The sequence below is a fragment of the Rhodoferax sp. genome (genome assembly GCF_018780565.1).
Classification (GTDB): Bacteria; Pseudomonadota; Gammaproteobacteria; order Burkholderiales; family Burkholderiaceae_C; genus Rhodoferax.
Genome location: NZ_JADMJN010000004.1, coordinates 36524 through 48382, shown reverse-complemented (window position 1 = coordinate 48382; position 11859 = coordinate 36524). Strand labels below are relative to the sequence as shown.

10 protein-coding genes are annotated in these 11859 nt (G+C 59.9%); 2 read left to right on the top strand and 8 right to left on the bottom strand.

Annotated features, from left to right (window positions below; genetic code table 11):
* Positions 1–116 precede the first annotated feature (116 nt).
* Together pntB and IV109_RS07250 are read right to left on the bottom strand one after the other, a co-directional pair.
* The gene (gene pntB / locus IV109_RS07255) at positions 117–1535 is read right to left on the bottom strand and encodes a Re/Si-specific NAD(P)(+) transhydrogenase subunit beta (protein ID WP_296694409.1); all 1419 of its coding nucleotides are present in this window, start codon (positions 1533–1535) and stop codon (positions 117–119) included.
* A gap of 18 nt (positions 1536–1553) precedes the next feature.
* The gene (locus IV109_RS07250; RefSeq protein WP_296694495.1) at positions 1554–3173 is read right to left on the bottom strand and encodes a Re/Si-specific NAD(P)(+) transhydrogenase subunit alpha; all 1620 of its coding nucleotides are present in this window, start codon (positions 3171–3173) and stop codon (positions 1554–1556) included.
* Between the two features lie 163 nt (positions 3174–3336).
* On the opposite strand from IV109_RS07250, the gene IV109_RS07245 reads away from it, so the two are divergent.
* Together IV109_RS07245 and mnmA are read left to right on the top strand one after the other, a co-directional pair.
* Positions 3337–3846 (top strand): NUDIX hydrolase, encoded by a 510-nt coding sequence (locus IV109_RS07245; RefSeq protein ID WP_296694407.1) that lies wholly within the window; start codon positions 3337–3339, stop codon positions 3844–3846.
* Between the two features lie 10 nt (positions 3847–3856).
* Positions 3857–4969: a tRNA 2-thiouridine(34) synthase MnmA gene (mnmA, locus tag IV109_RS07240; RefSeq protein ID WP_296694405.1), complete on the top strand. Its 1113-nt coding sequence runs from the start codon at positions 3857–3859 to the stop codon at positions 4967–4969.
* Here mnmA and IV109_RS07235 read toward each other — a convergent pair.
* The 6 genes from IV109_RS07235 to IV109_RS07210 are packed head-to-tail and all read right to left on the bottom strand — an operon-like array spanning position 4966 to position 11858.
* Positions 4966–5256: a metal-sensing transcriptional repressor gene (locus IV109_RS07235; RefSeq protein WP_296694403.1), complete on the bottom strand. Its 291-nt coding sequence runs from the start codon at positions 5254–5256 to the stop codon at positions 4966–4968. The two genes, mnmA and IV109_RS07235, sit on opposite strands and share 4 nt — an antisense overlap.
* Entirely contained in the window at positions 5253–6413 is a 1161-nt protein-coding gene (locus tag IV109_RS07230; RefSeq protein ID WP_296694400.1) for an FAD-dependent oxidoreductase, read from the bottom strand. Before IV109_RS07230 ends, IV109_RS07235 begins: the two co-directional genes overlap by 4 nt.
* A 38-nt stretch (positions 6414–6451) precedes the next feature.
* Positions 6452–6898 (bottom strand): OsmC family protein, encoded by a 447-nt coding sequence (locus tag IV109_RS07225; RefSeq protein WP_296694399.1) that lies wholly within the window; start codon positions 6896–6898, stop codon positions 6452–6454.
* Positions 6899–6943: 45 nt separating this feature from the next.
* A complete protein-coding gene (locus tag IV109_RS07220; protein ID WP_296694398.1) occupies positions 6944–7168 on the bottom strand; it encodes a DUF2892 domain-containing protein in 225 nt (74 codons plus the stop codon).
* Positions 7169–7220: 52 nt separating this feature from the next.
* Positions 7221–8507, bottom strand: coding sequence for an FAD-dependent oxidoreductase (locus IV109_RS07215; RefSeq protein WP_296694397.1), 1287 nt, complete (start codon positions 8505–8507; stop codon positions 7221–7223).
* A 12-nt stretch (positions 8508–8519) separates the two neighbouring features.
* The gene (locus IV109_RS07210; RefSeq protein WP_296694394.1) at positions 8520–11858 is read right to left on the bottom strand and encodes an efflux RND transporter permease subunit; all 3339 of its coding nucleotides are present in this window, start codon (positions 11856–11858) and stop codon (positions 8520–8522) included.
* Between the last annotated feature and the right edge of the window lies 1 nt (position 11859).

Below are 11859 nucleotides of genomic sequence, written 5' to 3'. Positions count from 1 at the left end.
ACAAAAATATTGCCCGGATTATCAACGTGCGCGGCGTCGACAGTCCCTATGTTTTCCCTAGTGATTTCAAGAGTGGTGGCTCTAAAACCGAAGCCCAGGCGCCACCCAATGCCGAATCAGAGTTTCAGTGCGGTCAAAACCTCGTCGAGCATCTTCTTGGCATCGCCAAACAGCATGCGGTTGTTCTCTTTGTAGAACAGGGGATTGTCCACGCCCGCGTAACCCGAGGCCATGCTGCGCTTCATGACAATGGAAGTCTTGGCCTTCCAGACCTCCAGAACCGGCATGCCGGCAATCGGACTGGCCGGATCGTCCTGGGCGGCGGGGTTCACGATGTCATTGGCGCCAATCACCATGGTCACGTCGGTGCTGGGGAAGTCGTCGTTCAACTCGTCCATTTCAAACACGATGTCGTAAGGCACCTTGGCCTCAGCCAGCAGCACGTTCATGTGACCGGGCATGCGACCCGCCACCGGATGGATGCCAAAGCGCACGTTGACGCCTTTTTCCCGCAGGAACTTGGTAATTTCAAACACCGTGTGCTGCGCTTGCGCCACCGCCATGCCGTAGCCGGGAACGATGATCACGTTCTTGGCCTCGCGCAGCAGTTCTGCGGTCTCCGTCGCGTTCACGGGGGTGACTTCACCGGCAGGTTGGGCTGCGTCACCGGCGGACTTGGGGGCTGCTGCCGTGGTACCGAAACCGCCGGCAATCACGCTGATAAAACTGCGATTCATGGCGTTGCACATGATGTAGGACAGGATGGCGCCGCTGGAGCCCACCAGGGCACCGATCACAATCAGCAGATCGTTGGACAGCATGAAACCGGTCGCCGCAGCCGCCCAGCCAGAGTAGCTGTTGAGCATGGACACCACCACCGGCATGTCCGCCCCCCCAATGGCCATCACCATGTGGATACCAAACAGCAGGGCCACCACGGTCATCACAATGATGGGCACCATGGCTTCTTCGATCGAATGGGCGTTCAGGAATGCGCGCCCGAACCAGATCACAACCAACAGACCTGTGAGGTTCAGCCAGTGACGCGCGGGCAACAGCAACGGGCTGCCGCCAATGCGACCCGACAGCTTGCCAAACGCGATGATGGAGCCCGAGAAGGTGACCGCACCGATGAAGACGCCAATGTAAATTTCCATTTCATGGATGGCCTTGGCCGCGCCGGTGAAACCGGCAGAAGCCTGCGGATCGATGAAGGTGGCATAACCCACCAGCATGGCGGCCAGGCCGACCATGCTGTGCATCAGTGCCACCAACTCGGGCATCTGGGTCATCTGCACGGTACGCGCGGCATACAGGCCAATCGCGCCGCCCAGCACCATGGCGCCCACAATCCAGGCATAGCCTGCACTGCTGACTTGCGGACCAAACACTGTGGCCAGCACAGCAATGGCCATGCCAATCATGCCGTAAAGGTTGCCGCGGCGGGCGGTCTCCTGATTGGACAGGCCGCCCAAACTCAGGATGAAAAGAATCGTGGCGCCAATATAGGAAGCCGTTGCCAGACTGGTAGACATGGGTGTTCTTCTTTCTTCTTATTTGCGGAACATGGCCAGCATGCGCTGGGTCACGGCAAAGCCACCAAACATATTGATGGCGGTCAGCACAATGCCGGCGGCGGCCAAGCCACGGATCCAGCCCTCTGGGCGGTTCACGACCTCGGCAAAAGGCGGCGCGATTTGCACCAGCGCGCCAATGGCAATGATGCTGCTGATGGCATTGGTCACACTCATCAGCGGCGTGTGCAGGGCCGGTTTGACATTCCACACCACCATGTAGCCCACAAAACAGGCCAGCACAAACACCGTGAAGTGGGCCAGGAAGGCGGCCGGTGCGTTGGCACCCACGAACCAGAACAACGCTGCCGACACGCCGAACATGATGGCCAGCTTGTTGCCCGCCATGGGCTCGCTGGGTGCGCCATGGCCATGGGCTTTTTTGGCCACCGGTGCTGCAGTTGGTTTTGCCGCCGGAGGGGCCGCCGGCAACTTGGGCGCAGGAGCGGGCCAGGTGATGCTGCCGTCCTTGACGACCGTCAGGCCACGGATGGCATCGTCTTCCATGTTGACGTTGGCGACGCCGTCCTTGGCCTTGCACAGTTCCTCGGCGAGGCGAAACAGGTTGGTGGCGTACAGCGTCGACGATTGCTTGGACAGGCGCGAGGCCAGGTCGGTGTAGCCGACAATGGTCACGCCGTGTTTGACGACCGCCTGACCCGGTTCGGTCAGCTCGCAGTTGCCGCCCTGTTCGGCAGCCATGTCCACGATGACGCTGCCCGGCTTCATGGAGCGGACCATCTCGGCGGTGATCAGTTTGGGCGCAGGCTTGCCGGGAATCAGCGCAGTGGTGATGATGATGTCGACCTCTTTGGCCTGCTTGGCATACATCTCACGCTGGGCCTTCTGAAAGCCCTCGCTCATCACCTTGGCGTAGCCGCCACCACCACCGCCTTCTTCCTCGTACTCGACCTTCACAAATTCGCCACCCAGTGATGTGACCTGGTCAGCGACTTCGGCACGGGTGTCATTGGCGCGCACGATGGCACCCAGGCCTGCGGCGGTACCGATCGCTGCCAGGCCGGCAACGCCGGCACCGGCGATGAAGACCTTGGCGGGCGGAACCTTGCCCGCAGCCGTGATCTGGCCATTGAAGAAGCGGCCAAAGGCGTTGGCGGCCTCGATGACGGCGCGGTAACCGGTAACGCCCGCCATGGAAGTCAAGGCGTCCATCTTCTGGGCGCGGCTCAACATCCGTGGCAATGCGTCGATGGCCAGCACCGTCGCCTGCTTGGCGGCGAGCAGTTGCATCAATTCGGGGTTCTGTGCCGGCCAAATAAAGCTGATCAGGGCGCCGCCCTGGCGCATCAGACCGACTTCGTCGGCGCTTGGGCCGCGTACTTTGAACACGATGTCAGCCGTGGCCCACAACTGGGCGGCACTCTCGACCACATCCGCACCAGCGGCGCGGTAGGTGTCATCGCTGAAGTTGGCCAGTTCACCGGCACCCGATTCGACCGATACCGCAAAGCCCAGCTTGATGAGTTTCTCCACCACCTCGGGCACGGTCGCCACACGTTTTTCGCCAGGAAAAATCTCTCGCGGAACGCCAATGCGCTGCGCGGTTTGGGACCTCGCGCCGGAGGAAGAATTGACCATTTCGGTAGGTACGCCAGTCTGCATGGGGCGACTCCTGTTGTAGTTGAAAATGAACCTGTCCGCGAGCTTACATGAGTTTTGTCAAATTTTCCGGGCCCGGTCTGCCCGGAATGTCGCCTACTTGTCGCCTGCCTTCCGCACTGCGGTTTGCGCATAATTGGGCATGAACACACGATGGAAACCCAGCGTCACGGTCGCCGCAATCATTGAACGGGGAGGAAAGTTTCTCCTCGTTGAGGAACATACGCCGGAGGGTCTCAAACTCAACAACCCGGCCGGACACCTGGATCCGGGCGAAAGCCTGGTCGACGGCTGCGCCCGGGAAGCACTGGAAGAAACCACCCGAACCTTTCGACCCACTGAACTGGTCGGTATCTATATGTCCCGCTTTCAGCGCCCCGCACGTGAACAAACCGACGCCGAAGACATCACCTACCTGCGTTTTGCCTTTTGCGGCGAATTGGGCGAGGTGATGCAAGGCAGACAACTCGACACCGGCATTGTGCGAACCCTGTGGCTGACACCCGACGAAATCCGGGCCAGTGCGCAGCGCCACAGAAGTCCATTGGTGCTGCGCTGTATGGAAGACCATCTGGCGGGGCAACGCTTCCCGCTGGATTTTCTCTACACCGACCCCACCGTGATAGAGGGACAGAACCCGGCGCAGGGATAATTCGTCTTCTATGGACAAGCAACAAGGCAAACAAAGGGTGGTGGTGGGTTTGAGCGGGGGCGTCGACTCTGCGGTCACGGCCTGGCTGCTTAAACAGCAGGGCTACGAGGTGGTTGGCATCTTCATGAAGAACTGGGAGGACGATGACGACTCCGAATACTGCTCTTCCAACATCGACTTTGTGGACGCCGCGGCTGTAGCTGACGTGATCGGGATCGAAATTGAACACGTCAACTTCGCGGCCGAATACAAGGACCGGGTGTTTGCCGAGTTTCTGCGCGAGTACCAGGCCGGTCGCACTCCCAACCCCGATATCCTTTGCAACGCCGAGATCAAGTTCAAGGCCTTCCTGGACCATGCCCTGCGGCTGGGTGCCGAAAAAATTGCCACCGGTCATTACGCCCGGGTCCGACTGAACCCGGCCAGCGGCAGGCACGAACTGCTCAAAGGCCTTGACCCTGCCAAGGACCAAAGCTATTTTCTGCACCGACTCAATCAGGCGCAGTTGTCCAAGACACTTTTCCCGGTGGGTGAACTGCACAAGACCGAGGTGCGCCGCATCGCCGCGGAGATCAATCTGCCCAACGCCAAAAAGAAGGATTCCACGGGCATCTGCTTTATTGGCGAGCGCCCGTTCCGCGACTTTCTGAATCGCTACATTGCCCGGGAACCCGGCCCCATCAAGGACGAAAAGGGACGCACCATCGGACAACATGTGGGCTTGAGCTTTTACACGCTGGGCCAGCGCCAGGGACTGGGCATTGGCGGCATCAAGGCCAAGGGCGCTCAAAAGGGCGGCGGAGAGCACGCGCCGTGGTTTGTGGCCCGCAAGGATCTTGAGAAAAACATCCTGTGGGTGGTGCAGGGACACGATCACCCCTGGCTGCAGTCACACACACTGACGGCGCAGGACGCCAGCTGGGTGGCAGGCACGGCACCGGCCGGTGGTGAATTTGCGGCCAAGACCCGGTACCGCCAGGCCGACGCGCCTTGCACACTGGCGCCGGGCGCAGGCAACGCTTTCAGTCTGACGTTTCCTGAACCGCAATGGGCCGTCACGCCGGGGCAGTCTGCCGTCCTGTACGACGGCGAGGTGTGCCTGGGTGGCGGGGTGATTGTTTAGCCCATCCGGGCCAGCAGGTTTTCCATGTCCTTGAGCATGTGGTCCAGGCCTTCGCGTTGAGCGGGGTCCGGATGCATGCAGGCTTCGAGCTCCTGCTCCATGAAGCACATGGTCATCCGCAGGTAGGTGCTGTCCAGCGCTTTGCGCACAGCCGAGAATTGCTGCCCGATCTTGAGGCAACTCTCGCCTTCTTCGATCATGCGTTGGACGCCACGGATTTGGCCTTCAGCACGCTTGAGGCGGTTGAGGATGTCAGTCCGCGACGAAGCATCGGTCAGGACGGTCATTGGTATCTCCTTAAATACAGGCGCTCAAACCCGCGCTTGGCCCAGTGGAACAAGCGGGACGAGGGCAAAATAATGTTGCGTTGCGGCGTGCGCCAGACCAGCGTGCCTTGCTTGATGGCATCGATGATGCAAATCAGCTCGACTTTGAAGGTCGCGGTTGCGGCCTCCCCACGCAAGGCAGCCAGCAGGTTGCTCGCAGCCGCAGCCGCCTGCAGGTCGGCCATATGCGCCTGCTTGGGCATCCAGTCCGGCCCGGGGAAGCTGCCGGAGTCCCCGACCACGAACACCCGGTCAGAACCCTCCACGCGGCAGTTTGCATCGGCTTTGAGCAAGCCCCCCGGCGAGCGTGCAAGTTCGGTTTGGTCAAACCACAGATTGCCAGTCATGCCGGGCATGAACAGGATCAGGTCCGCAGCGAACGTGGCACCTTCGGTAATGATCTTGTCGGACTCAAAGCTCTTGAGCTTGTGCCCCAGGTAAGTACGGATGTTGCGCCGTGCCATTTCGTCAAGCAAATGCCGCACGGCCTTGGGTCCGAGCCGGTTGCCCGGTTCGGTCGAGGGATTGAAGAACACCAGCTCGAATTTGTCGCGCCGCCCCTCTCGTTTGAGCTGTTCGTCAATGCCGAACAGAAATTCAAACATGGGGCCACCCCGCACCGCACTGGGCTCATTGGGGTTGCCGGCAAAACCGCACGCAATGGTACCGCCCTGCATCTGCTGCAAGCGGTCGCGAATACGTTCGGCCGAGGCAATGCCTTCACACGGGGTGAGCGCGTGCTCGATGCCCGGCAACTTCTTGATGAACCGTCCGCCAGAGGCAATCACCAGCGCATCATTGCGCACTTCACTCGCGACGCCATCCACTGACACATCAACCACCCGTCCACCGTCACGCAGGCCGGCGACCTCCCCGCTGACATGCTTGACACCCATGCGCCGGAAAAAATTGGCCAGCGGCACCACCAGTTGCTCGCGCGTGCGCAAGCCACTTGGAATCCAGATGATGCCGGGCAGGTAGTGCAATTCGGCGCGCGGTGAAATCACCGTGATGTCCACTGCGGCGTCGCGCTTGCGCAATTCGCGCACCGTGGACAAAGCCCCAAAGCCAGCACCAATCACCGTCACGCGAGCTGGCGAGGAAACCGTCGTCTTCATAGGCAGACTCCCATTGTTGGCATGGTCCAACCTTTTGTTTATTTCAACCGGATGCCCTGCGCATCGATCACTTCGATGCTGACAGGAATTCCCTGGCCCACACTCTGCGTGACGGTGCAATAGGCCTCGAACTGACTCAGCACACGATCCAGATGCGCCAGGGAAGCAGCGGACACGCCCAGCTTCAAGACCGCCCTGATCGACAGCACGCGCAGACGTCCCTCCGCATTGCGTCCAACCTCGGCGTGAACATCGCATTCAATGGGGTCGGGCGCCTGCTTGAACTTGCGCAAGGCAAACAGCAGGGAATCCGATAAGCAGTTGCCCACGGCTCCCGCCAGCAACTGCACGGGCGATGGGCCTTTGCCCTCACCCATCGGCGCAGGTTCATCGCCCATCAACACGGGGATGCCGTCGCCAAAGTGGATATCAAATTGGTAGTCCTGCTTTTGAGTCAGCCGGACATGAACACCTGAATCACTCATTGAATCTCCTGAATCATGCAACTAGGGCCTGGCTTGGGGGCGATCTCAGTTTGCGCAGCCAATTTTCGACTCAGGTACGCCAAGCTTTTTCAGGATGATGCCGAGCGGACAAAAATTGGTAAACCCCGACTGGAACAGATTGGCACCGACAAATGCAGTGAAGGCCAGAGCCCATTTGCTGACGAAGAATGGACTTCCCTCGACGCCAAGCGCCAAAGAAATCATGATGAAGAGGCCTGCAAAAACAACGATATAACGCTGAACTGTCATGATGAAACTCCTAAGAAAAAAACAAAAATAACCACACAACTCACACCAAGATTTACTTGCTTAAACGCGCAATACCCAGCAGCTTGAGCACGTACTTTTCATACACCGGTTCTGAATTTCCAGCCTTGATTTTCCGGATGAAATACTTCTCAAACGCAATCTTGGCCAGATGCACCCACTTACCCTTTTTGAACCAGTTCACGTTGCGCGGAGGGATCTGCGGCAGTGCCACAAAGGCCGCGCCAGTGTCGCCCATGTCAGCCAGACAGATGGCGTTCCAGGTTCCCTGGGCCTGCACTGGTTTGCCCGCCAGCTCATCGGCGATGTTGTGTGCAATAGCACCCACCATGCTTTCAATCATGTAGCCGGTCTTGGGGGTCCCGGTTGGCACAGGGGTGACCTCCACCGGGGGAATGGCCACGCACACGCCGGCCGAGAAGATATTGCGGTACGCCTTGCTGCGCTGAAATTCGTCAATGAGCACAAAGCCGCGTGGGTTGCACAAGTTGGGCACGTTTGCGACGGCATCCACACCCTTGAACGCAGGCAGCATCATGGACAGCTTGAAGCCCACCTCATGCTCCTTGTACACATTGCCCAGATCATCCAGCTGCGTGACGAACATCTTGCCGCCCTCCACGCGCGTGGTCCTGGCATTCGTAATCCACTTCATGTCGCGGCTGCGCAGCTCGGACTCCAGCATCGACTTGCTGTCACCCACACCACCCAAGCCCAGATGTCCGATATAAGGCTCGCTCGTCACATAGGTGATGGGGACCTTGTTGCGTAATTTGCGTTTGCGCAGGTCCGTATCCAGAATAAAGGCAAACTCGTAGGCAGGACCAAAGCAGCTCGCGCCGGGCATTGCACCAATCACCACCGGCCCTGGATTCTCCAGAAACTTCTCATAGTCGGCAAAGAAGGCCTGTGCATGGTCGACCGTGCAGATGGAATGGGTGAAGCCGCCACCGCCGTTGGCCTGCGGCCCCGCACCCGGCACTTCGCTGAAAGACAGCTTGGGCCCGGTGGTGATCACGAGGTAGTCGTAGTCAAGGGTGGCGCCGCCGTCCAGCGTCAAACGATTGGCTGGCGCATCAATGCTGCTCACGGCCTTCGCAATGAAGTCAATGCCCTTGCGCGCCAGGTACGGTGCAATCGGCAGCGTGATCTGCTCGCGCTGCCGCCAGCCCACGGCAATCCAGGGATTGCTCGGCACAAACTGAAAGTAGTCGTTTGAGTTGACGACCGTGACGCGGTGCTCCTTGCCAAGCAACTCCTTGATCTCGTAAGCGGCGGGCATGCCGCCGATACCTGCACCCATGATGACGATGTGAGCCATGATTTGTCTCCTTCAGGTTTGAGTGGGGTCCGATGGGACCAGCGGTGAACTCGGCACATCGGCACGCGCTTCCATACGGCGCCGGTAAAGGGCGTAATAGAGAACCGGAATGACCACCAGCGTCAAAAGGGTCGACACCAGAATGCCAAAGATCAGGGACACCGCCAGACCATTGAAGATCGGATCGTCCAGAATGAAGAATGCACCAATCATGGCAGCCAAACCAGTCAAGGCGATGGGTTGAGCCCGCACCGCTGCCGACCGAATCACGGCATCCTTGAAGGCCAGGCCCTGGCTGACCTGCAACTCGATAAAGTCCACCAGCAAAATAGAGTTGCGCACAATGATGCCGGCCAACGCAATCATGCCAATCATGGAGGTAGCCGTGAATTGGGCTCCCATCAAGGCATGACCCGGCATCACCCCGATCATCGTGAGCGGGATGGGCGCCATGATGACCAGCGGCGTGAGGTAGCTACGAAATTGCGCCACGACCAGCAGATAAATCAGGATCAGCCCGACACCGTAGGCGGCACCCATGTCGCGGAAGGTCTCGTAGGTGATCTGCCATTCGCCATCCCATTTGATGCTGTACTGGCGATACGGATCAACCGGCTGGCGTATCCAGTACTCACCGAGTTCACCGGTCCCGGGCAAGGCGGCCTCCTTCAGCTTGCTGCGGATGGCAAACAGGCCATACAAGGGGGAGTCCAATTTGCCGGCCATGTCGCCATAAACATAGCTCACGCCGGCCAGGTCCTTGGTGAACAGCGGCTTGTCAATGATGCCTCGCTCCACCTGGACCAGTTCTGACAAGGGCACCATTTGCCCATTGGCCGCACGCAATGGAACGGCCAGCAAAAAGTCCAGACCCACCTGGGATTGCTGCGGCAACTGCAGGCGCACCGGCACCGGGTACTTGGACTGACCGTCGTGCAAATAGGCTGCATCGACGCCGCTCAGGGCCATGGCCGCGCTTTGAGCGACCACCGCCACAGGAATGCCCAGGGACTCAGCGCGCTGGCGACGCACACGCAAATAAGCGCGCGCTGCGTTTTCTTTGACCGAGGTATCAACGCCCACGATATCGGGGGTGGTGGCAAATGCCTTGGCAATGCGCAGTGCGGTTTCCTGACGCCCGGCTTCGTCCGGACCATAAACCTCCGCCACCAGGGGTGACATGACAGGCGGGCCGGGAGGCACCTCAACCACCTTGATACGCGCGTTGTGGCGCAGACCAATCTTCTCCAACTCCGGCCTGAGCCGCTGGGCAATCACATGACTCTTGTCACTGCGATGCTGCTTGTCCACCAGGTTGACCTGAAGGTCGCCCTGATCGGCGTCGCTGCGGAAATAGTATTGGCGCACCAGTCCGTTGAAGGTGATCGGCGACGCCGTCCCCGCATAGGCTTGCAGATTCAACACCTCCGGCTGACCCGACAGAAATGCACCCAACTCATGCAGCGTGGCGGCGGTGTTTTCCAGCGGTGTTCCCGCCGGCATTTCCACAACCACCTGAAACTCGCTCTTGTTGTCAAAGGGCAGCATCTTCAGCACGACCCATTGCACCAGAGTCAGGCCGACCGAGAGCAAGAGAGCCACCAGAATCCCCGCCAGCAACATCCAGCGTTTGCGGGCACTTTCCAGAAACGGCGTGAGCGCCCGGGCGAACACGACTTGCAGTTTCGGACCCAGGCCACTGGCGCCAGCCGCGTGACTGGACGCAGGCGCGTGCGGCTTCATCAATTTGAGCGCCAGCCATGGCGTGACGGTGAAGGCAATCGCCAGTGACAAGGCCATGCCGAGGCTGGAGTTGATCGGGATGGGGCTCATGTAAGGCCCCATCAAACCAGAGACAAAGGCCATCGGCAGCAAGGCTGCAATCACCGTCAGGGTCGCGAGGATGGTCGGCCCGCCGACTTCATCGACCGCACGCGGGATGATGTCCTTGAGCGCAGCATCGGGCGTCAGTTGCTGGTGACGATGGATATTTTCAACCACCACAATCGCGTCGTCCACCAGAATGCCGATGGAAAAAATGAGTGCGAAAAGGGACACGCGATTGAGCGTAAAGCCCCAGGCCCAGGAGGCAAACAAGGTAGCTGTCAGCGTGAGGATGACCGCTGCACCCACAATCACCGCTTCGCGCCGCCCCAGGGCAAAGCCGACCAGCAGAATCACCGACCCGGTGGCAAATGCCAGCTTCTGGATCAGCTTGTTGGCCTTTTCGGCGGCGGTCTCGCCGTAGTCACGCGTGATCGTGGTTTCGATGTTGCCGGGAATCACCGAATTGTTCAGCGCGGCCACGCGTGCGCGCACGGCCCGCGCGACATCAACCGCATTCTCACCCGGCTTCTTTGTGACGGTGATCGTCACGGCCGGGTACACACTGCCAGCGGCAACAGCCGCCTTGGCGGGGCTCGCCGCCGCGTGGTCGCCGGTCGATCCAGGTGCCTGCGGGTAAGCCGCACCCGGTGTAAACCACACATAACGCTGCGCAATCTGTGCGCCTGTCTCGATACGCGCAACTTCGCGCAGGTAGACCGGCAAGCCCTTGCTGACCCCCACCACCAGATCACCCACGTCTTGCGCCGAGCGCAGGAACTCGCCCGTCTCCACACTGAGCATCTGACCTGATTTTTCAGCCGTATCCAGTACCGCGCCCGAAGGCATGCCGTAGTTGGCAGCCGCGAGCGTCTGCTTCAAACCCTGTAAATCCACTGCGCGTTCGCGCAAACGGACCGGATCAAGCCACACATGCACGGCCCGGCCCGGCCCGCCAATGGTCTGGACTTCACGGGTGCCCGGTACCGCCTTGAGTTCAGTCTCAAGGGCATGCGCCACCCGCTCCAGCTCGAACGCAGGCAAGGCGTCGCGACTCCACAAGGTGATGCCAAGCACCGGGACATCGTCAATGCCCTTCGGTTTGACAATCGGCGTCAAGGTACCCAAGTCGCGCGGCAACCAGTCCTGATTGGCATTGAGCACGTCATACAGACGCACCAAGGCCTCAGTGCGCGGTACACCGACCTTGAATTGCACCATCAGCACGGCCAGACCTGGCCGTGCCAGCGAATAGGTGTGTTCAATCCCTGCAATCTGCCCCAGAACCTGCTCGGCGGGTCGTGCCACCATGTTCTGCACATCGGCGCTGCTGGCACCCGGAAACGGGATCAGCACATTGGCCATCGTGACGTTGATCTGCGGCTCTTCCTCGCGTGGCGTCACCAGCACCGCGAACAGCCCCAACAGCAAAGCCACCAGCGCCAGCAAAGGCGTCAGGGCATTGCTCTGAAACGCCGCCGCTATGCGACCGGAAATGCCCATGGGTGCTTGATCGTTCATAGCCATC